General features: G+C 66.7%; 23 protein-coding genes. 10 read left to right on the plus strand and 13 right to left on the minus strand.

Features of this window, described 5'->3' with window-relative positions; translation table 11 throughout:
* The first annotated feature begins 6 nt into the window (after window positions 1-6).
* The gene (locus AC1DVA_RS09840) at window positions 7-876 is read left to right on the plus strand and encodes an MBL fold metallo-hydrolase (protein WP_476805777.1); all 870 of its coding nucleotides are present in this window, start codon (window positions 7-9) and stop codon (window positions 874-876) included.
* A 359-nt stretch (window positions 877-1,235) separates the two neighbouring features.
* A complete protein-coding gene (locus tag AC1DVA_RS09845) occupies window positions 1,236-2,009 on the plus strand; it encodes an NAD kinase (protein ID WP_476805778.1) in 774 nt (257 codons plus the stop codon).
* A gap of 9 nt (window positions 2,010-2,018) precedes the next feature.
* On the opposite strand, the gene AC1DVA_RS09850 is transcribed toward AC1DVA_RS09845, so the two are convergent.
* Together AC1DVA_RS09850 and AC1DVA_RS09855 are read right to left on the minus strand one after the other, a co-directional pair.
* Window positions 2,019-3,233: a DUF2336 domain-containing protein gene (locus tag AC1DVA_RS09850; protein WP_476805779.1), complete on the minus strand. Its 1,215-nt coding sequence runs from the start codon at window positions 3,231-3,233 to the stop codon at window positions 2,019-2,021.
* Complete coding sequence (locus tag AC1DVA_RS09855; protein ID WP_476805780.1) at window positions 3,230-4,318, minus strand: lytic transglycosylase domain-containing protein; 1,089 nt, start codon at window positions 4,316-4,318, stop codon at window positions 3,230-3,232. Before AC1DVA_RS09855 ends, AC1DVA_RS09850 begins: the two co-directional genes overlap by 4 nt.
* A gap of 176 nt (window positions 4,319-4,494) precedes the next feature.
* On the opposite strand from AC1DVA_RS09855, the gene AC1DVA_RS09860 reads away from it, so the two are divergent.
* From AC1DVA_RS09860 to AC1DVA_RS09870, 3 genes are read left to right on the plus strand one after another with little or no spacing between them, the layout of a single operon-like run.
* Entirely contained in the window at window positions 4,495-4,992 is a 498-nt protein-coding gene (locus tag AC1DVA_RS09860) for a MaoC family dehydratase (protein ID WP_265053869.1), read from the plus strand.
* Between the two features lie 5 nt (window positions 4,993-4,997).
* Entirely contained in the window at window positions 4,998-5,876 is an 879-nt protein-coding gene (locus AC1DVA_RS09865; protein WP_265053870.1) for an HpcH/HpaI aldolase/citrate lyase family protein, read from the plus strand.
* 19 nt (window positions 5,877-5,895) lie between these two features.
* Window positions 5,896-6,111: a heavy-metal-associated domain-containing protein gene (locus AC1DVA_RS09870; RefSeq protein WP_265053871.1), complete on the plus strand. Its 216-nt coding sequence runs from the start codon at window positions 5,896-5,898 to the stop codon at window positions 6,109-6,111.
* 139 nt (window positions 6,112-6,250) lie between these two features.
* Here the strand turns inward: AC1DVA_RS09870 and AC1DVA_RS09875 are convergent, their stop codons facing one another.
* Together AC1DVA_RS09875 and AC1DVA_RS09880 are read right to left on the minus strand one after the other, a co-directional pair.
* Entirely contained in the window at window positions 6,251-6,859 is a 609-nt protein-coding gene (locus AC1DVA_RS09875; protein ID WP_476805781.1) for a flavin reductase family protein, read from the minus strand.
* Between the two features lies 1 nt (window position 6,860).
* On the minus strand, window positions 6,861-7,430 hold the full coding sequence (locus tag AC1DVA_RS09880) for a nitroreductase family protein (protein ID WP_476805782.1): 570 nt from the start codon (window positions 7,428-7,430) through the stop codon (window positions 6,861-6,863).
* 103 nt (window positions 7,431-7,533) lie between these two features.
* Between AC1DVA_RS09880 and AC1DVA_RS09885 the strand changes: the two genes are divergently transcribed.
* Entirely contained in the window at window positions 7,534-8,442 is a 909-nt protein-coding gene (locus AC1DVA_RS09885; protein WP_476805783.1) for a hypothetical protein, read from the plus strand.
* A 107-nt stretch (window positions 8,443-8,549) separates the two neighbouring features.
* Here AC1DVA_RS09885 and AC1DVA_RS09890 read toward each other — a convergent pair whose 3' ends face one another.
* From AC1DVA_RS09890 to yidD, 6 genes are all read right to left on the minus strand, one after another.
* On the minus strand, window positions 8,550-9,392 hold the full coding sequence (locus tag AC1DVA_RS09890; protein WP_476805784.1) for an SGNH/GDSL hydrolase family protein: 843 nt from the start codon (window positions 9,390-9,392) through the stop codon (window positions 8,550-8,552).
* The gene (locus AC1DVA_RS09895; protein ID WP_476805785.1) at window positions 9,299-10,525 is read right to left on the minus strand and encodes an OpgC family protein; all 1,227 of its coding nucleotides are present in this window, start codon (window positions 10,523-10,525) and stop codon (window positions 9,299-9,301) included. Before AC1DVA_RS09895 ends, AC1DVA_RS09890 begins: the two co-directional genes overlap by 94 nt.
* Window positions 10,526-10,933: 408 nt before the next feature.
* Window positions 10,934-11,554 carry a GDYXXLXY domain-containing protein gene (locus tag AC1DVA_RS09900; protein ID WP_476805786.1) on the minus strand — a complete coding sequence of 207 codons (621 nt, stop codon included), beginning with the start codon at window positions 11,552-11,554 and terminating at the stop codon, window positions 10,934-10,936.
* Window positions 11,551-12,843, minus strand: a complete 1,293-nt coding sequence (locus AC1DVA_RS09905) for a DUF2157 domain-containing protein (protein ID WP_476805787.1) — start codon at window positions 12,841-12,843, stop codon at window positions 11,551-11,553. Before AC1DVA_RS09905 ends, AC1DVA_RS09900 begins: the two co-directional genes overlap by 4 nt.
* 156 nt (window positions 12,844-12,999) lie before the next feature.
* Window positions 13,000-14,997 carry a threonine--tRNA ligase gene (gene thrS / locus AC1DVA_RS09910; RefSeq protein ID WP_476805788.1) on the minus strand — a complete coding sequence of 666 codons (1,998 nt, stop codon included), beginning with the start codon at window positions 14,995-14,997 and terminating at the stop codon, window positions 13,000-13,002.
* Window positions 14,998-15,049: 52 nt separating this feature from the next.
* Window positions 15,050-15,412 (minus strand): membrane protein insertion efficiency factor YidD, encoded by a 363-nt coding sequence (gene yidD, locus AC1DVA_RS09915; RefSeq protein WP_265054843.1) that lies wholly within the window; start codon window positions 15,410-15,412, stop codon window positions 15,050-15,052.
* Between the two features lie 105 nt (window positions 15,413-15,517).
* Between yidD and AC1DVA_RS09920 the strand changes: the two genes are divergently transcribed.
* Window positions 15,518-16,291, plus strand: a complete 774-nt coding sequence (locus AC1DVA_RS09920; RefSeq protein ID WP_476805789.1) for a phosphatase PAP2 family protein — start codon at window positions 15,518-15,520, stop codon at window positions 16,289-16,291.
* Here AC1DVA_RS09920 and AC1DVA_RS09925 read toward each other — a convergent pair whose 3' ends face one another.
* Window positions 16,292-16,738, minus strand: coding sequence for an iron-sulfur cluster assembly scaffold protein (locus tag AC1DVA_RS09925; protein WP_476805790.1), 447 nt, complete (start codon window positions 16,736-16,738; stop codon window positions 16,292-16,294).
* Between the two features lie 294 nt (window positions 16,739-17,032).
* Here AC1DVA_RS09925 and folE point away from each other — a divergent pair, with 294 nt between their 5' ends.
* The 3 genes from folE (at window position 17,033) to AC1DVA_RS09940 (ending at window position 19,333) form a co-directional block, all read left to right on the plus strand.
* The gene (folE, locus tag AC1DVA_RS09930; RefSeq protein ID WP_476805791.1) at window positions 17,033-17,677 is read left to right on the plus strand and encodes a GTP cyclohydrolase I FolE; all 645 of its coding nucleotides are present in this window, start codon (window positions 17,033-17,035) and stop codon (window positions 17,675-17,677) included.
* A gap of 76 nt (window positions 17,678-17,753) precedes the next feature.
* Complete coding sequence (gene hisI, locus AC1DVA_RS09935; RefSeq protein ID WP_476805830.1) at window positions 17,754-18,161, plus strand: phosphoribosyl-AMP cyclohydrolase; 408 nt, start codon at window positions 17,754-17,756, stop codon at window positions 18,159-18,161.
* Window positions 18,162-18,355: 194 nt separating this feature from the next.
* Entirely contained in the window at window positions 18,356-19,333 is a 978-nt protein-coding gene (locus tag AC1DVA_RS09940; RefSeq protein ID WP_476805792.1) for a patatin-like phospholipase family protein, read from the plus strand.
* A gap of 20 nt (window positions 19,334-19,353) precedes the next feature.
* Here the strand turns inward: AC1DVA_RS09940 and AC1DVA_RS09945 are convergent, their stop codons facing one another.
* Window positions 19,354-19,785: a CBS domain-containing protein gene (locus tag AC1DVA_RS09945; protein ID WP_265053884.1), complete on the minus strand. Its 432-nt coding sequence runs from the start codon at window positions 19,783-19,785 to the stop codon at window positions 19,354-19,356.
* A 197-nt stretch (window positions 19,786-19,982) separates the two neighbouring features.
* Entirely contained in the window at window positions 19,983-20,795 is an 813-nt protein-coding gene (locus AC1DVA_RS09950) for a rhomboid family intramembrane serine protease (protein ID WP_476805793.1), read from the minus strand.
* Between the last annotated feature and the right edge of the window lie 375 nt (window positions 20,796-21,170).

The following is a 21,170-nucleotide window of genomic DNA, read 5'->3' on the forward strand; positions in this document are numbered from 1 at the left end:
GTTCCCGTGAACCAAGCTCCCGGATTCTACCGCTACAAGATCGGCGACATCACGCTGACCGCGATCAATGACGGCTTCGGCAAGCGCCCGCTCGAAGGCTTCGTTCGCAATGCCGAGCTGGCCGACGTCAAGAAGGCGATGGAGCAGGCCTTCCTGCCGCAGGATGCGCTGAACATCACCTTCACCACCCTCGCGATCCAGAGCGGCGGCAAGCTCACGCTGATCGACACCGGCAACGGCGATTCCGGCGCGCCGACATCTGGCAGCTGGATGACGAACTTCAAGGCCGCCGGCTTCGATCCGAAGGACGTCTCGACCGTGGTGTTCAGCCATTTCCACGGCGACCACATCAACGGCTTCCGGCTGAAGGACGGCAGCGCCGTCTTCCCGAACGCGGAAGTGATGGTGCCGGCCGCCGAATGGGCCTTCTGGATGGACGACGCCAAGATGAGCGCCGCCCCGGAGGCCATGAAGGGCGCCTTCGCCGGCGTACGGCGCGTCTTCGGCCCCGTCGCGAAGGATGTGAAGCAGTTCGAGCCGGGCAAGGAGATCCTGCCGGGCCTGACCCCGATCGCGGCGCCCGGCCATACGCCCGGCCACACCGTCTTCGCGCTCACCTCCGGCAACGGCAAGCTGATGATCATGTCGGACACGACCAATCATCCCGCGCTCTTCGTGCGCAATCCCGACTGGTCGGCTGTTTTTGACATGGACGGCCCCCAAGCCGCCGCCACCCGCCGCAAGCTGCTCGACATGGTCTCGGCCGACCGGATGCAGGTCGCCTTCTACCATGCGCCCTTCCCGGCCGTCGGCCATATCGCCAAGGACGGCAAGGGCTTCGAAATGGTGCCGGTGCAGTGGAGCCCGGCGATCTGACGGGCTTCGCCTCAGTGCTTTCGATCGAGGCCGGGCATCCAGCCCGGCCTTTTTCGTCCGAGGCTGCCGTCTTGAGACGGAACCACTCAGTCATTCCGGGGCGGTCTGAAAGACCGAGCCCGGAACCCAGAACCGATGCCGCCTATCTCAAGCATGACCATCGCCGCGCCTTCATCACCGAGGGCACCGGTTCTCGGTTCCGGGCTCATCGCTGGCGCGATGCCCCGGAATGACGGCGCGGTTCCGTCCATAAACGGCGGGCTCCGGCGGGTTTTATCGTCGGCGGAGTCTCGCGGCCTGCGGCCCGGTCGTGTTAAGCCTGCGCCCATGCCGCAAGGCCTGCCGCTTCAGGACACGCTATGACCGAACGTTTCGGCGCGATCTCCTTCGTCGCCAGCGATACCCCTGAGGCGCGGGCAGCGCTCGACAAGCTGGTCGAGCGCTATGGCAATGCCGCTCCGGCCGAGGCCGACGTCGTCGTCGCGCTTGGCGGCGACGGGCTGATGCTGCAGACGCTCCACCGCTTTCTCGGAACGGGCAAGCCGATCTACGGGATCAATCGCGGCTCCGTCGGCTTCCTGATGAACGAATTCAAGGAGCGCGGGCTGCGCAAGCGGCTTGAAATGGCCGAGCGCAGTGTCGTCCACCCGCTCTCGATGGAAGCGGTCGACCGCAACGGCGTGACGGTGCAGTCCAAGGCGATCAACGAGGTCTCGCTGCTGCGCCGCTCCTACCAGGCCGCAAAACTGCGCATCTCGGTCGACGGGCAGGTGCGGCTTTCGGAGCTGATAGCAGACGGGCTTCTGCTGGCGACGCCGGCCGGCTCCACCGCCTACAATCTCTCGGCCAACGGGCCGATTCTGCCGCTGGATGCGCCCCTTCTCGCGCTCACGCCGATCTCGGCATTTCGGCCCCGCCGCTGGCGCGGCGCGCTGCTGCCTGACCATGCCAAGGTCTTCATAGAGGTGTTGGAAGCCGACAAGCGACCGGTCAGCGCTGTCGCCGACCACACCCAGATCGACGAGGTCAGCTCCGTCTCGATCGAAATCGACCGCGATGTCGATCTGGTCATGCTGCACGACCCCGGCCACAGCCTGGACGAGCGCATCCTGCGCGAACAATTCGGTTACTGAGACCTCGTCTCAGGCTGCGTCGCGCAGGTCGCCGGCTTCGAGCTCTATCAGGAAGGATGGGTCGGCCTCGATCATCAGGGCGAGCGCCGCGTCGTCGGCAAGCGAATCCGCCATGGCCTTCGCCTCCTCGCGGGCAGCCTCCGCATCCATGCGCCGCAGCAGCGCCATCAGCGCATCCGCTTCCGGCCCCGCCATTCCCTCGCAAGCGATCAGGACGTCGCGCAGCAATTCGCGGTCGATGCCGTGCCGCGCGCTGCCGGCATCGAAGCCCCGCGCGTTGAGGGCGAGGATCGCGGCGATGAAAGCCAGTTCGAGCGCTGCCGGCAGCCCGGCCTTGCGGCAGAGCGCCTTGAGCCCGGCGCCACGCCGGTCGCGCAGCAGCGCCGCGACCCGGCCGGCCGGCAGGTCCGACAGCGAAACGAAGGCGGCTTCGGCCAGCGCCGGCTCGCCACTGAGCAGCGAACGCAGCATCAGGCCGGGCGTCAGCCGGCCGGTGGCCCGCAGGACCTCGACGATCGCCGGCGCGTCGGTCGCCTCGCCGCCGGCGGCAAGCGCCACCGCGACTCGCTCGGTCGATTCCCGCGCCAGCCTTGCGCTGCGCTCAGGCGTCAGCCAGCCGCATCCCGCGACGAAGCTCGCCAGCGTCTCGGAAACCCTGGCCGCGATCGCCTGGCGCAAGCCGGCGGGAAGATCGGCCCGCTCCAGCAAGGCCTCGCGCAGGCCGCCGCTGTCGCCGAAGCGTTCGACGATGCGTTCGAAGGAGAAATCCGGGATTTCGGCCGTGCGATTGCCGGCCAGCGTGACCAGAGCCTCCTCGCAGCCGACCTCGGCCAGCGCCGCACAGACGCTCACCGGCAGGCAACGGCGCATCGCGATGGCGCGTTGCGCCAGCGTGTCGCCGACGGCGGCGGCATCCACGAGGTCGGCCTCGGTGAGCACCGGCGAGTGTGCCAGCACCAGCGCCGCGACATCGCCCTGATCGGCGATGAGGCCGAGCGCGAGGTTGCGCGGCGTGCGCATCGACGGCGCCATTTCCTCGGCGATCGCCCGGCGCACCAGCGGCGAAGGATCGTCGATCAAGGCGATCAGCGCGGTTTCGGCTTCGCGGCGATCCTCATCTGACATGCCGGACCGCAGATAGGCTCCAGCCAGCGCGGCGGCGCCCGCAGCGCGCGGCTCGGCTGGGGCCGTGCGAGCCCAGAGCAGGAAACGGCGAACGATCATGCTCCGCCTCGCCGGGTCATGAAGGAGGAGAGATCGAGCGGCGCGCGGCGGGCCTTGCCCACGGGCTGTGGCGCGGCAGCAGTGACCGGTGACAGCTCGCTCGGCCGCGAAGGCGGCAGCGGCGCGCTGACGACCTTGCCGGCATCGACGGGCATCGCGCTGGCGGCTGATGCGCTCGCGTCCGACGCCGCGTTCGCATCGCTCTGGCCAGGGCGCGGGAAATAGCGCTCGCCCCCCCCGAGCGACGCCATGCGCGTGCCGCCCTGGATCGGCGTGGTCCAGAGATTGGCGACGGCTTTCGAGACCGGATCGCGCGAGCCGCCTGTCGAGAACAGGCCGACGAGCCCCTTTGCCCGGCCCGGCCGCAGCGCGGCAGCGATCTCGACCTCGGGAATATCGCCCTGCCCCGATTGGGCGCCTTGTGTCGTGGTGGCGGCGACCTGCGTGCTGGCATGGCTTGCGGCCAGCACCCCGTAGACCTCCTGGACGCTGCGCGCCCGGCCCGCCTTGTCGTAGAAGATCGAGCGGTTGGCGGTAGCGGCCTCGGGAAAATCCCTGGCCGCGACCCGGCTCGGATCGCTGGCGGCCGTCCGGATCAGGTCGGAGGCGCCGCGCGCACCCAGCACATGCGCCATATAGAGCTCGCCACCCTGCGGCGGGCGCCCGAGCGCACCGGCTAGCTGGTCGCGATTCTTCTGCGTCAGGGCCCCGGCCATGACGGCCGCGACCTGCGGATCATTGCGCAGCTGCAGGATCTTCTCCCGCGCCGCCGGATCGGAAACGGTAAGCCGCCCGCCGCTCTCGGAGATGGCGTCGGCATATTGCGAGAGCCCCTGCTTCGGGCCCTCCTGCTTCACCATGGAGAGCCAGGTCTGCTCGATGAACTGGAAGAGCCCCGTGGCGCTCGATGTCTTCGCCTTGGCGTCCGGCTCCAGCGAGGATTCGCGCTGCGCCGTCTTAAGCAGATAGTCGAAGCCCGCACCCGTCTTTTCGGCGCCCTGGCGAATGGCGCTGACGACCGGATTGGCGGGCTGCGCGTCGCGGCTCTGCGGCGTGGTGAAGAGGAACATCGAGACCTTCGGCATGCAGCCGCCGCGCAGCGCGGAAGCGCAGTCCGAAGACTGCTCCATTATGGTAAGCGAACCGTTAAGATGCCCTGCCGGAGCTTAACGCCGCGCTTTCCGCTTCCCTACCGGCGGGCGGCATTCTACGACTTCTCGCGCCGGCTCAGCGGCCGGCCTTAGCGAAGGCGGAGGCGTCGATGGCGGATGTGGTGCGTCACAAGCGTGGCGGGATCTATTTCGAGGATTTCCAGGTCGGCGCAGTCATCGAGCACGGCCTGACGCGCACCGTCACGCAGATGGACAACATGTTGTTCTCGAACATGACCCTCAATCCGCAACCTCTTCATATCGATGCGCATTTCTGCGCGACCGAGACCGAATGGGGCAAGCCGCTGATGAACTCGCTGTTCACGCTTGGGCTGATGATCGGCATATCCGTCAACGACACCACCGTCGGCACCACCATCGGCAATCTCGGCATGACCGATGTCGGCTTCCCCGCCCCGCTCTTCGAGGGCGACACGATCAACTGCACCACCGAGATCGTCGCCAAGCGCGAGTCGCGCTCGCGGCCCGATGCCGGCATCGTCGACTTCCTGCACAAGGCCTACAAGCAGGACGGCACGCTCGTCGCGCAGTGCCGCCGCCAGGCCTTCATGCGCAAGCGGCCGGCACCCGCCACGGTCGCGGTCTGACCCGGATGCGCTCGCTCCTGTTCGTGCCGGGCGACAGCCCCAAGAAGCAGCAGAAGGGCCTGGACAGCGGCGCCGACGCCCTGATCCTCGATCTCGAGGATTCCGTCGCGCTCGACGGCAAGCCGCAGGCGCGCGAGATCACCCGCGCCTTTCTCGATTCGGCACGCGCGCTGCCGAAGCGCCCGCTGCTGATCGTGCGCATCAACGGCCTGACCACCGGAATGAGCGAGGCCGATCTCGACGCCGTCATGCCCGGCGCACCGGACGCGATCATGCTGCCGAAATCGGAAGGCGGGATCGATGTCGGCCATCTCGCCGCCAAGATCGCCGTGCGCGAGGCGGAGTCCGACCTCCCCGACGGCGCGACGCGGATCCTTCCCATCGCGACCGAAAGCGGCAAGGGCATCTTCGGCCTCGGCAGCTACGCCCGCTCCTCGCATCGGCTGATGGCGCTGACCTGGGGAGCCGAGGACCTCTCGGCCGATCTCGGCGCCGAAACCAACCGGCTCGAGGACGGCTCCTATACCGACCCCTACCGCCTTGCCCGCGCGCTCACGCTGTTCGGCGCGAGCGCCGCGCAGGTCGACGCGATCGATACCGTCTTCACCAACTTCCGCGACGATGCTGCCTTCCGGGCCGAATGCCTCGCCTCGCGGCGGGACGGCTTCACCGGCAAGATGGCGATCCATCCGGCGCAAGTCGCGCCCATCAACGAGATCTTCTCGCCCTCGCCCGCTGCGCTCGCCAAGGCCGAGCAGATCATCGCGCTGTTCGAAGCCAATCCCGGCGCCGGCGTGATCGGCCTCGATGGCGAAATGCTGGATCGTCCCCATCTGATCAGGGCGCAGCGGCTCGTCGCGCGCGCTCGGAAACTGGCTGAATAAACAGCCGGAGGCGATTCGAATGACTCAGGTTTTTGAAGTTTCAGGCATGCATTGCGGCGGCTGCGCCTCGCGCGTCCAGCGCGCCGCCACGGCGCTGGCACCGGGCGCGACGGTAACGCTAGACCCGCCGCGCCTGACCCTGCCCGAAGGGACAGCCCTCAACGCAGAAACGATCAACAAGGCGCTGGCGGAACTCGGCGACTATCGCGCCAAGGGTCCGCTGGCGCAGGGCTGAAGCCAGTCGACACAGAGCGTCATGCTCGGGCTTGACCCGAGCATCTCACGCGGAAGGAGGCTCCGGTGCTCTCGCATCCCGAGATTCTCGGGTCTGCGCTTCGCTCCGCCCGAGAATGAACGCCCGCGCGACGGCTGCCCTAGCCGCCCGCCGGCCGCTGGATCGAGAACAGGCTGGTCACCTCGGCATAATCGGCATAGCCGCAGCGCGCGATTGGGTTGGCACCGGCCGTGTCGAAGCGCCCGTCCTTGACGAAGGCGTCGTCGACGAAGGTACCGACGACCTGCCCCAGCACCATCCAGCGCGGCACGGCATTGCCGTCGAGGTCCTGCAACTGCTGGATCGAGAGCAGCTTGCATTCGAGCGCGGCCGGCGTGCCGGCGACGCGCGGCGGCTTGACGAAGCGCGACGGCGCCATCTCCAGCCCGGCATGAGGATACTCGCTCTCGCCCCGCGGCAGCGGCGCCGAGGTCAGGTTCATCGGCTGCGCCAACGCCTTCGTCACCAGCGAGCAGGTGAATTCGCCGGTTTCCTCGATGAAGGCGACGGCGTCCTTCTTGTTCTCCGATGAGAACATCACGATGTTCGGCCGCGACGAGATCGCGTTGAAGAAGCTGTAGGGCGAGAGATTGACCTCACCCTTCGCGCTCAGCGCCGTGATCCAGCCGATCGGCCGCGGCGCCACGATGGCCTTGAACGGGTCGTGGGCGAAGCCGAGATCGTCCTTCGTCGCCGAGTAATAGGTCATGTCAGGCCCCGTAATAGCTGACGATGTCGGACATCACGGGCCGGTCGCGATCGGTGATCGGCGCCGTCGGCGTGCCGATATGGATGAAGCCGGCCATCCGCTCATCCTCGGCCAGCCCGAACTCGGTCAAAACCGTCCGATCGAATGAGAACCAGTTCGTCAGCCAGGAGCCGGCATAGCCCATCGCATAGGCGGCGACGAGCATGTTCATGCAGACCGCGCCGGCCGAGAGCTCCTGCTCCCAGAGCGGGATCTTGACGTGCTGGCGCGCCCGCGAGACCACGGCGACGATGACCGGCGCGTGCAGCAGGCGCTTGCGCTCGAATTCGACCTGATCGTCATTCGCCTGCGGATTGCGCTCGCGGAAGACGCGGGCGACCACCTCGGCCGCCTCTTCCCGGGCAGCGCCCGTGAAGATGACGAAGCGCCAGGGCGCGAGCTTGCCGTGATCGGGCACGCGGGCGGCGATCGCGAGCAGCTCGTCGAGTTGCGCCCCTTGCGGCCCCGGAGCGGACAGGAACTGCGGCGGCACGGAGCGACGCAGCTTGAGCAGAGAGAGCGTATCGGTCATGAAACATCCTGACGATGGCGATGGAATTGACCTATTCCTTCGCCATGATGAGGACAAGCGAACCTGCTCCACCATCGCCGCAGGGCCGCCGAGGACGAAAAGCATGCTTGAATTGGATGGTTTTGAAGCTGGTCGCCGCTTGGCCGGCGTCGTCTTCGCCGTGGCCGTCCTGTTCTCGCCGGCTTCGGCCCAGACACCGACGCCCGATACCGGTCCGGGTGCCGACGCCCCGGCACCAGCCGCCCCCGGCTCCGCGACCGCCCAGTCGCGGCTCGCCGTCACGGCCCAGTTCGCAAGTGATCGCAAGCCGATCCGGTCCGGCTTGAACTGGCGTATCCTCAGCGAAACCGTTGACGGCTCCTCGCCTCGGATCGCCGCGCGCTCCACGGAACCCGAGCCGAGCTTCTCGCTTCCGCCGGGTAACTACATCGTTCACGCCGCCTACGGCTTTGCCAGCGGCACCAAGCGCGTCAGCCTCGGGCCGCAAGGATTGCGCGACCAGGTGCAGATCAGCGCCGGCGCGCTGTCGCTGGCGGGCTCGATCGGCGACGCGCCGATATCCGCCGGGCAGCTCTCCTTCTCCGTTTTCGTGCCGTTGCAGGGCAATTCGGAAGGCCGGCTCGTCACCAGCGGGGCCAAGGCCGGCGAGGTCATCCGCCTGCCCGAGGGCACCTATCACGTCGTCTCCACCTACGGCGATTCTAACGCCATCCAGCGCGCCGACGTGAAGGTGGAGACCGGCAAGGTCACAGAGGCGACGCTCCATCACCGCGCCGCCAAGGTCACCTTGAAGCTCGTCGCCGCCGCCGGCGGCGAGGCCTTCGCCGGCACGGCCTTCAGCGTGCTGACGCCCGGCGGCGACGTCATTCGCGAGGCGATCGGCGCTTTTCCGCAGGTGATCCTGGCCGAGGGCGATTACGTCCTGATCGCCCGGCAGGAGGGGCAGGTCTATTCGCGCGACTTCAAGGTCGAATCGGGCAGCGACCGCGATATCGAGGTGCTTGCGAAATAACCCTCCGAGATGCTCGGGCCTGACCCGAGCATCTCGGAAACCAGCGCCTTCCCGGCGGGAGATTCTCGGATCTGCGTTTGGCTCCGCCCGAGAATGACGCGCCCGGCTCAGTTGGTCGGTTTCACGCCCGGCGCGACCGTCTCGATCCGGACATTGCCGATGCCCGAGACGATGCCGTCGGCGAGGCGCAGGCCCAGGCAGCGATAGCCGGCATCGACCAGATGCAGCCCATCCATGCCGAGGAGCTCCTCCGGCGTGAACTGGCGCGAATTCGACCAGCCCTTCATCAGCGCATAGCGCGGGAACACCGAGACGCCCTGCTCTTGCGCCGTCTTCGTCAGCACGGCGCGATACTCGTCGTAATGCGGATAGCGTCCTTCGCGCGGCAGCCACGGCAGGTCCATCAGGATCATGTCGACCCCGGCCGCGCGCGCCTTGCCGATGCCCTTGCTCAGGATCTTGGCGAGCTTCTCCTCGCCGATGTCGCGGATCGCGTCGTTGATCACGGTCTGCCAGATCACGATGGCCGGCTTCTCGTCGATGACGTCCACCTGCATGCGCAACAGCATGTCGTAGGCCGACTGGCCGCCCACACCCTTGTTGACGACCTTGACCTCGGCTCCGGGCAGGCGGCGCCGCAGTTCTGCCTGCAGCACGGCCGGATAGCTCTTGTCCTCGGCGCTGGCGCCGGAACCGGCAGTCGCGGAGGAACCGAGCGCCACGACCGTCAGCCGGCCGGTTTCCTGCAGCGCCTTGCGCGCAGCCGGCAGGCTCGGCTGGAAAGCCGGCTTGGCCGCATCGATCCGGCAGCGGGCATCGGCTGGTGCCGGCATCGGCACGGCGGCGGCGAAGGAATTCAGCGCGAGGAGAAGGAAGGCCGCGGCGCCTGCGCGCCACGTGCCGGGGTAGGCTCGGCGCTTGCGCCGCGTTTCGTGATCGAACGGTACCACGACAGGAAAATCCCTAAGCCTGTCAGCACTGTAACGCCGGCGGTGCAGATCAGCAACTGAACGTCCAGAGCGAAGGACGTCTCCGCCAGCACGATCTGGCCGATGATCGAAAGCACGATCCCGACACAGAAGACATGGAGGGAGTTCTGCCCGGCGCAAGCCAGCGCGCGTCCAAGCGCCGATTTTGCCATCGCGCCCCCGGCCGGCAGCCAGCGGATCGCGAGCCAGCTCAGCGCTCCGACATGCATCAGCCGGGTCCAGGCGAGGTTCGTCTTGTCCGAGCCGAGCTGGACGGAATCGACCCAGTCGCTCAGCGCGCCGATTCCGGTCGGATTGCCGGCCGACGTCTTCATCACCCATGCGAAGAGAATGAACGCGACCGCCACGACATCGAGCCAGACCAGCCGCGGCAGGCCGACGCCGAGCTGCGCCGCGCGGCCGATGATGATTCCCAGCGTGAAGACGACCTGCCAGGCGAAGGGGTTGAAGAACCAGATGCCGGCGTTGCCATTCGGCAAGTTGAGCTCGAAGGCGAGCGCCGCCTGCCAGATCGCCAGTGAAACGGCGAGCGTCAGCAGCGGGCTGATCCGCACGGCGTAATAGATCGCCGGAAACAGCGCGAGCAGCACGATATAGAGCGGCAGGATATCGAGATAGGACGGCTGATAGGTCAGCGTCAGCGCGCCGATCAGCGCCTCGACCGTGTCGCGGAAGAAGGGCTGGATGTTGATCGCCTCGATATAGAGCGGGTTCTGCGTCTGCGTCACGGCCGTGGCGACGACGCCGCAGACGATGATGAACACTGCGATATGGGCGATGTAGAGCGTCCAGAGGCGCCCGCCGAGCTTCAGCGCCGCGACCGGGAAGCCGCGCTGCTCGATCAGCCCGCCATAGGCCAGGGTGGCCGAAACGCCGGCCAGCAGCACGAAGATATCGGCTGCGTCCGAGAAGCCGAAATTATGCGGCATATAGGCCGATACGACGTTCCCGGGCATGTGGTTGATGAAGATGATCAGCAGCGCCAGCCCGCGCACCACGTCGATGCGTGCATCGCGGCTGCCCCCCGAACGCGCCGTGCTTTCGGCCGGCTGGCCGAGGAGCAGGAAGCGCCTGAAGGAGGAAATGGACGACACGGACGGCTGTCCTTCAGCAGGCTAGTGCGGAACGCGGCGGCCGGGCGCGGGTTCCCCGCCGGCGGCCCTCAAGATGAACGTTCCCTGTCGAGATCGTTCATCTGCCGTTCATATAACCGAAGAGGAGTGGCGTCACGCGGCGCATTGTCACAAGCGCGTGTGGCGGACCATCAGCGCGCTTTGCGGCAGGGTTGGGACGAAGCGTCCGCGACACGGCAATGTGATGCTCGAAGCCCGTGACGCTCGAAGACAATACGCGGGTCATCCCGAGCTTGATCCGGATCCATGCCGGAGCGCGGCCGGCAAAGGTTCAGGAATGGATCCCGAATCTCCGCGTCGCTGCGTCCGGGATGACCCTCGCTTTTACTGGAATGCAGCGCGCTCTGGACGCTGTCGGCCGGCGCGGTCTCAGTATGGCGGCTCGGCGTAGACCGGCTTGCCATCGATCAGCAGGCGCTTGATCGCAGCCTCGCCTGATGCGGAGACGCCAGCGACGACTTCTATGCGGGCCTTGTCCGTCGTCTCGATTGCCTTGCCTTCGCCCTGGGGCACGAAATAGCTCTCGAGCCCATAGGCGATACGAAGCCGGTTGCGATTGCCGCTGCAGTCGAAGTCACCGTCGGCATTGGTGGCGCAACCGCCTGCCGCGGTCACGCGCCCCGCGATCACGACCGCATCGTTGCTGTTCTTCGGCCAGTCGCGCGAAACCCCGGTCGCCCGCGCGAAGCCCTGCTCGTCGCGCCCCAGCGTCACGAAAACGGTCTCCCCGCGCCGATAGGGCTGCGTGCCGTCCTGCCCCGCCTCGACCGTGCTGATCGGGTACGCGAGCACGACATAATCGCCGCGGAAGAGATCGCGCGGATCGACCGGAACAGTCTTGAGACGCACTTCCGCGCCGCCACGCAGGATGCGCGCCCGCTGCTCGACAAGCGCAAGCAATGCGAGCCCCAGCAGCAACGCAGCCGCAATCGCGCGCCAGAGGAGCGGGATCCTCGTTGCGATCGCGTCGGCCGAGAACGGGCGCATCATGCGGCCTCCTTCTCGGCGGGCGGGTTCAACCGCGCGAACAGGCGCCGCGCGCCGGAGGCGACCGCCAGCAGAGCCGCGCCCGCGACGAGGAAGAACAGCGACTGGTCGAGCAGCGTGCCGATCGTCTGCCAGAGCAGGATCAGGATCGCAACGCCGAACAGGATCGAGCCCGCCATCACCAGCCGCCTGACGCCTCCGGCCGCACCTGCTACCATCAGCGCGGTCGCCGAAAGCAAGACGAGGCTCGCCACCGTGATCTTGCCGGCCATGCCGATGGCGCTGCCGCTCCAGAACACGGCGGGCACGAGCAGCGCCAGGACGAGCGCCGCCGCCAGCGGCCAGGTGAAGCGTCGGTCGCGTGCCGTCGCAGCCGCCAGGACCGTCAGCGGAACTGCAACGGCATAGGCATAGAACACGAACAGAAAGGCACGCCCCGCCCGCGCCTCGTCATTGTCGAGAATGCGGACCAGCTCGAAATTCAGGCAGAGCACGAGCCCAAGCAGGCCCCATGGCAGGCAGGCGGTCAGCAGGCTGGGGCCGCCGCGATCGAGCGCAATCGCACCCAGCGCCACATAGAGAGCCGATACCGCCAGACCATAGGCGAGCAGGCCGTAATCGAAGCGATCGAACAGTTCGTAGCCAGGGACCATGCCGATCCAGAGCGCCCCGGCGAGCACGACGAGATGATGAATCAGCCGGTTGCTGCGCGAGAGGGCCAGCCACAGCGCCGGCAAATAGAGAATGAAGAAGCCGAAATGGGCACCGCCGCGCGCCTCCTCCCAACGCCCGCCACTCCAGGCGCAGATCGCCAAGAGCGCAATCGCCAGCGCCCCGCTCGACCGCATCAGGAATGAGGCAGCGAGCCCGCCAAGCGCGATCAGCATCGCGCCGCCCGGCCAATCTGTCGGCAGATGGTACATCTGGCCGACCAGCGCGAGCCCGGCGGCGAAGATCAGCACGCCACAGGTGACGGCCGCATCGCTGCCACGCGGCGAACCGCCCCGCTCAAGCCGGAAAGCAATGGCGAAGCACGCCAAGATGCCCGCCAGGATCGCGCCGAGTTTCGCCAGCCGTGGGATCGCCTCCCAGTTCGCCGCGACGAAAGCCGCCACGCTCGATGCGATCAGCAGGCCGCCGAGCAAGCCGAGCAGTGCCGGCAGGCGGACGCCGCTGTGCTCGCTGGCGACGGAGCGGCGGATCGCTCCGGCGCTGTCGGCGTTGAGCAGGCCGCCATCGACCCAGCGGATGAGATCGGCCTCGAGCCGCTTGCGATAGGAACCCGTCAGCATCGCCGGCAATCTGGCATGGTCGGAGCGGAATTAGCTAGAGGCTACGGCCTCGACCGTCATTCTCGGGCAGCGCGAAGCGCAGACCCGAGAATCTCGCGACGGGTGACGCTGGTTTCCATCATGCTCGGGTCGAGCCCGAGAATGACGGCCAGGGCCTCACGCCCTCTTCAAGGCCTCCCGGCGCGCCAGATCCGGCGCCAGCGCCTCCCGCGTCAGAGACGCAATCGCCTCGGACAGCGTCATCACGGTCTGCGCCTGGCTGCCGAGGCGGCGGATCGTGACCGTCTTTTCCTCGGCCTCGCGCTTGCCGACGGCCAGGATGACCGGGACCTTGGCGAGCGAGTGCTCGCGCACCTTGTAGCTGATCTTCTCGTTGCGGAGATCGGCGCGGGCGCGCATGCCGGCTCCGAGGAAGGCCATCGTCACCTCCTCGGCATAGGCGTCGGCGTCCCAGGTGATCGGCGCGACGACGACCTGCTCGGGCGCCAGCCAGAGCGGGAAATGCCCGGCATGGTGCTCGATCAGGATGCCGGTGAAGCGCTCCAGCGAACCGCAGATGGCGCGGTGGACCATCACCGGCTGCTTCTTCTCGCCATCGGCACCGATATAGAAGGCGCCGAAGCGCTCCGGCAGGTTGAAGTCGACCTGCGTCGTGCCGCACTGCCAGTCGCGGCCGATGGCGTCGCGCAGCACATATTCGAACTTAGGCCCGTAGAAGGCGCCCTCGCCCGGATTGATCTCGGTCTTGATCCGGTTGCCGGACTGGCGCGCGATCTGCTCCAGCACCTTGGTCATCACGTCCTCGGCATGGTCCCAGAGCGCGTCGGAGCCGACGCGCTTCTCGGGCCGTGTCGAGAGCTTGATGACGAGTTCCTCGGTGAAGCCGAAATCCTCGTAGACCGAGAGGATCAGGTCGTTGATCTTCAGGCACTCGGCGGCGAGTTGCTCCTCGGTGCAGAAGATATGCGCGTCGTCCTGCGTGAAGCCGCGCACGCGCATCAGCCCGTGCAGCGCGCCTGATGGCTCGTAGCGATGGACATTGCCGAACTCGGCAAGCCGGATCGGCAGGTCGCGATAGCTCTTCAGCCCGTGCTTGAAGATCTGGACATGGCCCGGGCAGTTCATCGGCTTCAGCGCGAAGACGCGATGGTCGCGCTCGGCGTCCTGCGGATTCTCGAAGGCCGCGGCGGACTTAACCGCGAACATGTTGTCCTGGTACCAGCCCCAGTGTCCGGAAGTCTCCCAGAGCGACTTGTCGAGGATCTGCGGCGCGTTCACCTCCTCGTAGTCGGCGGCAAGGCGCCGGCGCATATAGGCGATGATCTCCTGGAACAGCCGCCAGCCCTTGGAGTGCCAGAACACGACGCCCGGCCCCTCCTCCTGGAAGTGGAACAGGTCCATTTCCCGGCCGAGCTTGCGGTGGTCGCGCTTCTCCGCCTCCTCGATCTGCCTGAGATAGGCGTCGAGGTCCTCCTGCTTCGCGAAGGCCGTGCCGTAGATGCGGGTCAGCATCGCGTTGTTGCTGTCACCGCGCCAATAGGCACCGGCCGTCTTCATAAGCTTGAAGGCGTTGCCGACCTTGCCGACCGAGGTCATGTGCGGGCCGCGGCAGAGATCGATCCAGTCGCCCTGCGCATACATCTTCAGCGTCTGGTCGGCGGGAATCGCATCGACCAGCTCGACCTTGTAGGCCTCGCCCTTCGCGGCGAAGAAATCCTTGGCCTTGTCGCGGCTCCAGACCTCCTTGGTGAAGGGTTTGTCGCGCGCGATGATCTCGCGCATCTTCTTCTCGATCGCCGGGAAGTCCTCCGGGGTGAAGGGCTCGTTGCGGGCGAAATCGTAGAAGAACCCGTTCTCGATGACGGGGCCGATCGTCACCTGCGTGCCCGGGAAGAGTTCCTGCACGGCTTCGGCGAGGACGTGGGCGGTGTCGTGCCGGATCAGTTCGAGCGAACGCGGGTCTTCCCGGTTCAGGAACTCGATCTTCGCGTCGGTGGTGATCGGATCGGCGAGATCGACGACCGTGCCGTCGAGCGCCATGGCGACGGTGCGCTTCAGGAGCGAAGGGGAAATGCCCTTGGCGAGTTCAGCCCCGGTGATGCCGGAGGGAAATTCGCGCTTGGCGCCATCGGGAAATGTCAGGGAGATCGTCATCGATCGGATATCCTGCTCACTCGGGGATACAAGCCCCGTAAGACAAGGCCGGCTACGGATGTGAAGGGTGCGTTCCGCCGCCCGTGGCCGGTTCGGCGGCGGAATCGAAAGCCGCCGGCACATTTGTCCTGCGCCAGCGGCCATAGGCCCACGGCCTATACCACCTCGCGCCCGGCGGCAATTCCTCGCAGACTATGTCGATACCGCTCGTGCCCCATGGGTTGCAGCGGCATATCCGCGCGCATCCCATCCACCCGCCCCGCCACAACCCGAAGCGCAGGATCGCCTCGTCGGTATAGGCGGAACAGCTCGGCCAATGCCGGCAATGGCGTCCAACCAGCATGGACAGGCTGAGTTGGTAACCACGGATCAGGATATGGGCGAGCCTGCGCGGTAAAAGTGCAAGCCGGCGCAGGCGCGAAAATCTTTGCTTAACAAAGAGACGCTGGAATAGATCATCTACGTCGTTTCGTTCAGCCGTCACCAGAACCGCTTCCCCTCGCCTGATTCCGGAAACATGATGCCCGCCGTTCGCTTTCGCCATGCCCTGCTCCGCCAGGCCCCCCTGCGCCAGGCTCCCCTGCGCAATGCTCTTGCGGGTCTCGGACTGGCGTTCAGCCTCGTGCTTTCCGCGCCGGCATCAGCCCAGCAACGGCCTTACCTCCTCTGGCTCGACGGTGCCAAGCTCGATGTCGCCCATCTCACCGGGCTGCCGCCGGCGCAGAACAGCCCGGAAGCCAAGGCCGAGTTCGAGCAGGTACAGCAGCTTTCGCTGAACCGGACGCCCGAGCGCGAGAAGCAGGCGATCGCCGACCAGCGCCAGGGCCTGGTGAACTTCCTGAACGGCATGGAAACCAGCTATGTCGACAACACCCATCGAGAGGTGCGGCTGCTGTTCCGAGAGGCGCAGGTCGAGCTCAGCATCCTGCTGAAGAGCGTCCATCGCCTCACCAGCCGCCCGCGCCCCTTCCAACTCTGGGCCAAGGTCCGCGTCAAGCCGTGCCCCGGCGCGCGTCCGGAAGGAACCTCCTTCCCTTCGGGTCATGCAGCGACGGCTGCTCTCTATGCGGAGCTGCTCAAGGCGGCCGTCCCCGACATGGCGGACAAGCTGGAAGAGCGGGTTAAGAGCTATGACGAAAGCCGCCTGATCTGTGGCTTCCACTATCCCAGCGACCTCGTCGCGGGTGACAAGGTCGGACGCGCCGTCGCCAAGGCCCTGCTGGCGGAGCGTGCCTTCAAGTCGCGCTTCGACGAGACGATCCCGGAGATCAAGGTCGCCTTCGGCATGAAATGATCAAGCGGCGGCCTCGCGCCGCCGCGTCTCGATCTGGTCGATCGCATCCACGACCGCGTCGAAGGTCAGCATGGTCGAGGCATGCCGCGCCTTGAAGTCCCGCACCGGCACGAGCACGGCGAGATCTGCCCATTTGCCTTCGGGCGGATCAGCGTTCTCCTTCAGGATCGCGCGGGCCTGCTCGCGCACCTGCCGCAGCTCCTCCGCCGTCGAGCCGATGACGTGGCCCGCCATGATCGAGGACGAGGCCTGCCCGAGCGCGCAGGCTTTCACCTCATGGCCGAAGCCGGTGACGACATCGCCCTCCATGGTGACATCGACTGTCACGGTCGAGCCGCATAGCTTCGAGTGAGCCCGCGCCGTGGCGTCCGGAGACGGCAGGCGCTGCAGCAGGGGGATGTTGGCGGCAAGCGAAAGGATGCGCTTGTTGTAGACGTCGTCCAGCATGGCTTGGTCCTAGAGCACGCGCCGATCGGCTTGCAGCGCAAGCTGATCGGACAACGCGTTCTCTATTATGGTTCAGAGACGGATTCACCGATCAGGTTGAACAACCTGATCGGATCCGGCTCTGGCGGCTCTGGAATGACCGGCTCGGAGATCCAATATAGGGTTGATCGCCGTAGAACGGGAGGGCATGGACATCCCTCCCGCCGCAAGGCGTGAAACTTGTCGCAACGGCCTCGTGGCCGCGGCCGCCCGGTCGCAGCGCGGGGCTCCTATCGTCCCAACGGGAGGCACCACATGATCCCTGTGGTTAAGTCCTTGTCCGTCGAGGGGGCCGTCAGCCCCTCCGCCGACAAGTTTCTGGTCCGCAAGCCCACGCAGGAAGAAGCAGAGGCCGCCGTCCGCACGCTCATCCGCTGGGCGGGTGACGATCCGTCGCGCGAAGGCCTGTCCGATACGCCCCGCCGCGTCGCCAAGGCCTACAAGGAATTCTACAAGGGCTATGGCGAGGATCCGCATGACATCCTCGACCGCGTCTTCGAGGAGGTCGAGGGCTATCAGGACATGGTCCTGGTCCGTGACATCCCGTTCTATTCGCATTGCGAGCACCACATGGTGCCCTTCGTCGGCAAGGCGCATATCGGCTACTACCCCTCGAAAGGGGTAGTCGGCCTGTCCAAGCTCGCCCGCATCGTCGACGTCTATGCCCGCCGCCTGCAGACGCAGGAGACGATGACGGCCCAGATCGCCGATGTGATCGAGGAGGCGCTGGAGCCGCGTGGCATCGCCATCCTCGTCGAGGCCGAGCATATGTGCATGTCGATGCGCGGGGTGCAGAAGCAGGGCTCCTCGACCATGACCTCGCAATATCGCGGCCTCTTCCGCAACGATCCGGCCGAGCAGGTCCGCTTCTTCACCATGGTGAAGTCTCCGGGGCTGTGACCGCAGGTTTGGCCGGGCACCGCCCTTGCTCTACAAGGCGCGTCGCATGACGCGCCTTTTTCGTGATGGAACCGAGATGAGCCTGTTTCCCTCCGCAGCCGACAAGCATGCCCTCGAGGAGGGCACGGTGCTCAGCCCCCGCTTCGACGCGAACGGCCTGGTGACGGTCGTCGCTACCGAAGCGGACAGCGGCGCGGTGCTGATGGTCGCCCATATGAACGCCGAGGCGCTGAAGCGCTCGATCGAGACCGGCGAGGCCTGGTACTGGTCGCGCTCTCGCAAGGAACTCTGGCACAAAGGCGCGACCTCCGGCCAGATCCAGACCATCGTCGAGATGCGGATCGATTGCGATCAGGACGCGATCTGGCTCAAGGTCAAGGTCGGCGGCGATGGCGGCTGCTGCCATACCGGCCGCTGCTCCTGCTTCTATCGGGTTAAGCCGCTGCGGGAGGACGCGGAGAGGCCGCTCCTCATTTGCACCTGATACTTGTGCGCATCGGCAATGCTGCTGCTGCGCCTTCACGGTCCCGTCAAATCCAGGCGATAATGACCGCCGATTATGCCGTTCACCTTTCGCTCATCAGCTTCTGAGATTCTCTGTCCCTGTGGAGAGAACGGTCCATGCTGTGGAATGGCGTTGCACGGCGAGCCTTTGGCCTTGGCGGGGGTGGTGCCGTAATGAACGACATGCGCTCGATCAACGGGCAACCGGCGGCCGTCAGACCGAAGATCGGCCTGGCGCTCGGCGGCGGCGCGGCGCGCGGCTGGGCTCATGTCGGTGCCATTGAGGTATTGGTCGAAGCCGGTTTCGCGCCCGATGTCATCGCGGGTACCTCGATCGGCGCCGTCGTCGGCGGCTGCTTCGCCGCGGGCAAGCTGCCCGCACTGACAGAATTCGCCACCAGCCTGACCAAGCGCCGCATCGTCGGCCTGATGGATTTCCATATCGGCGGCGCCGGGCTGATCGCGGGTGGGCGGCTGAAGCGCCTGCTCGACCAGCATCTCGACGGCGTCCGCATCGAGGACCTATCGCATCGCTTCGTCGCGATCGCGACCGAGCTCGGCTCCGGCCACGAGATCTGGCTGACGCATGGCCCGCTGGTCGAGGCGCTCGGCGCCTCCTATGCCCTGCCCGGCGTCTTCGACCCGGTGAAGCTCGGCGGCCGCTGGCTGATGGACGGCGCGCTGGTCAACCCGGTGCCGGTCACGGCCGCGCGGGCGCTGGGCGCCGACATCGTGATCTGCGTCAACCTCAACAACGATCTGTCCGGCCGCGGCACGATCATCCAGAACCATGGCTCCGATCCCGACGAGCTCGTGCCCGAGCTGGAGGTGCGGCCCGAGCCGCGCTGGTATGACGGCATCAGCGGGGCGGCCAAACGCGTGCGCAACATCGTCGGGCGGCCGGCCGAGAATCGCCCCGGCCTCGCCGGTGTGATGATCGAGGCGTTCAACATCACGCAGGACCGGATCTCGCGCTCGCGCCTGGCCGGCGATCCGCCGGACGTGATGATCGGCCCTAAGCTCGGCCGCATCGGCCTGTTCGACTTCCATCGCGCCGACGAGACCATCGAGCTGGGGCGGCAGGCGGCGCAGCGTGCGCTCGACGATATCGCCGCCCTCGTCGCCGCCAGCCATATCGTGCCCCAGGGCTGAGCCGGGGGCGTTAAGACACATCAGGCCATAGCGATGTAGTCGCGCATCGCCTGGCTTTCGGCCTCGATCGCCGCGACGCGATACTTCACCACGTCGCCGATCGAGACGATGCCGGTGACGCGTCCGTTTTCGACGACAGGCACATGGCGGAAGCGCCCGGTCGTCATGATCTCCATCAGCTCGTCGACGCTGGTTTGGGGCCGGCAAGTCACGACCTTGGAGGTCATCGAGCGCGAAACGGCACTCTCCAAAGCCTCGCCACCCTGCTCGCCGAGAGCGCGGATGATGTCGCGCTCGGACAGTATCCCGACGAGCGCACCGTCGCTCCCCATGACGACGACGGCGCCGATGCGCTTCTCGCTGAGCGTGCGGATCGCTTCTGCCAGCGTCCGGTGCGGCTGCACCGAGATGACCTCGCGCCCCTTGCCGCTCAGCAGCTGCTCGACATTCATGGAAGGTCCTCCTCGCAGGCGCGCCGTTGCCGACGCGCGGTTCCGCTGGAACCCTGCGAGCTTACCGGCGGACTCACGACGCCGGATCGGCTCGAAGAGTGCTTCGCAATGCTGCGAGTGTGGGGGAAGAGACCGGTGCAGGCAAGGCTTGCCGGCGATCCGCCGGAACTATCCCGCCCCGTTTTCGGCTGCGGCGCTCAGCGCCGCAGGGCACCCCGGTCGAACAGCGGAAAAAGCAGAAGCCCGACCACGAATCCCCCGATATGGGCTTCCCAGGCAATGCTGGTCTCCTCGCCGAAGATCGGCACCAGACCGGCCCCGAACAGGATGTTCGTCGCGAACCAGATCCCGATGAAGAGCAGCGCCCGGGAATTGCGCCAGAGCTGGCCCAGCGGCTCTGCCGGGATCGCACGGACGACCTCGTCGTTCCCGAGTTCGCCGAAGCGCAGCCCCGGCGCGAAGACGAAGCGGATCGCCGCCGCCGTCGCCCCGGAAACGCCGGCGGAAGCCCCGACCAGCGGCAGAACGTCGAGATCGCGCGAGAACCAGTGCAGCAGCGCGCCGCCGATCGTCGAGAGCGCCATCAGGTTGAGGAACCGATTAGGTCCGAGCCGTCTCGCAACCGGGCTGCCGAAGGCGGCGAGCCAGACCGCGTTCGAAACCAGATGCAGCCAGGAGCCATGCAGGAAGCCGTAGGTGAGCAACGTCCAGAGCCGGACGCCGCCATCGGCCAGCAGCAGCCGCACGAGCTGCAGCCGCTCGACCACGTCCTGCCCCGCCGTCGATTGAGCCATCGCTCCGACGACGTCCTCGAGCCGTCCGGGCGAGAGCCACAGCGTCAGCCGCGCCGGCACGAAGGCCAGCCACGACATCAGCACGTAGTCGTCATAGTCGGAGAGCAGCGACCTGCCGGCCTGGACAAGCGCCAGGGCGGCGAGCAGCCAGACAACGACGGGAGGCAGGTTGAGGGCGGGCTCGCGCGCCGGCCGAGGGGGATCTTGGAACGCCATGGCGCGTCACACTTGCCGAAGCGCCCATGCGGCGCAAGCAAAGGCTGAGCGCCGTGCAACGAAAAAGGGGAGAGGCTCGCGCCCTCCCCTTTTCCGCCGGCTGTGACGCCGCCCGGTTATGCCGGCCGGCATGGTCACGCCCCTCCACCTCGCTTGCGGACATGACTCGATGCCCGCGAATTCCGAGGCATTTGATACGCATTCTAGCGATCTTCCACAAAGGCAAGGTTTGATTAACCCTAACAATCCCCGTTGCCTCGCCCGACTCAGATGGCGGTGGCAAGACGGCATGGCGAATGCGTCCTCGATCTTCCGAGAGAACGATTCGTCCCTCTTTCGAACGGTTCTGCGCCATTCTCGGTCGCTGCACCGTTA

Source organism: Allobosea sp. P4_C6 (genome assembly GCF_056402015.1).

Coding starts and splice junctions, on each gene's coding strand:
- AC1DVA_RS09845 (WP_476805778.1), top strand. CDS start 1,236: ATGACCGAACGTTTCGGCGCGATCTCCTTCGTCGCCAGCGATACCCCT.
- AC1DVA_RS09850 (WP_476805779.1), bottom strand. CDS start 3,233: ATGATCGTTCGCCGTTTCCTGCTCTGGGCTCGCACGGCCCCAGCCGAG.
- AC1DVA_RS09855 (WP_476805780.1), bottom strand. CDS start 4,318: ATGCCGAAGGTCTCGATGTTCCTCTTCACCACGCCGCAGAGCCGCGAC.
- AC1DVA_RS09860 (WP_265053869.1), top strand. CDS start 4,495: ATGGCGGATGTGGTGCGTCACAAGCGTGGCGGGATCTATTTCGAGGAT.
- AC1DVA_RS09865 (WP_265053870.1), top strand. CDS start 4,998: ATGCGCTCGCTCCTGTTCGTGCCGGGCGACAGCCCCAAGAAGCAGCAG.
- AC1DVA_RS09870 (WP_265053871.1), top strand. CDS start 5,896: ATGACTCAGGTTTTTGAAGTTTCAGGCATGCATTGCGGCGGCTGCGCC.
- AC1DVA_RS09875 (WP_476805781.1), bottom strand. CDS start 6,859: ATGACCTATTACTCGGCGACGAAGGACGATCTCGGCTTCGCCCACGAC.
- AC1DVA_RS09880 (WP_476805782.1), bottom strand. CDS start 7,430: ATGACCGATACGCTCTCTCTGCTCAAGCTGCGTCGCTCCGTGCCGCCG.
- AC1DVA_RS09885 (WP_476805783.1), top strand. CDS start 7,534: ATGCTTGAATTGGATGGTTTTGAAGCTGGTCGCCGCTTGGCCGGCGTC.
- AC1DVA_RS09900 (WP_476805786.1), bottom strand. CDS start 11,554: ATGATGCGCCCGTTCTCGGCCGACGCGATCGCAACGAGGATCCCGCTC.
- AC1DVA_RS09905 (WP_476805787.1), bottom strand. CDS start 12,843: ATGCTGACGGGTTCCTATCGCAAGCGGCTCGAGGCCGATCTCATCCGC.
- thrS (WP_476805788.1), bottom strand. CDS start 14,997: ATGACGATCTCCCTGACATTTCCCGATGGCGCCAAGCGCGAATTTCCC.
- AC1DVA_RS09920 (WP_476805789.1), top strand. CDS start 15,518: ATGCCCGCCGTTCGCTTTCGCCATGCCCTGCTCCGCCAGGCCCCCCTG.
- AC1DVA_RS09925 (WP_476805790.1), bottom strand. CDS start 16,738: ATGCTGGACGACGTCTACAACAAGCGCATCCTTTCGCTTGCCGCCAAC.
- folE (WP_476805791.1), top strand. CDS start 17,033: ATGATCCCTGTGGTTAAGTCCTTGTCCGTCGAGGGGGCCGTCAGCCCC.
- hisI (WP_476805830.1), top strand. CDS start 17,754: ATGAGCCTGTTTCCCTCCGCAGCCGACAAGCATGCCCTCGAGGAGGGC.
- AC1DVA_RS09940 (WP_476805792.1), top strand. CDS start 18,356: ATGAACGACATGCGCTCGATCAACGGGCAACCGGCGGCCGTCAGACCG.
- AC1DVA_RS09945 (WP_265053884.1), bottom strand. CDS start 19,785: ATGAATGTCGAGCAGCTGCTGAGCGGCAAGGGGCGCGAGGTCATCTCG.
- AC1DVA_RS09950 (WP_476805793.1), bottom strand. CDS start 20,795: ATGGCGTTCCAAGATCCCCCTCGGCCGGCGCGCGAGCCCGCCCTCAAC.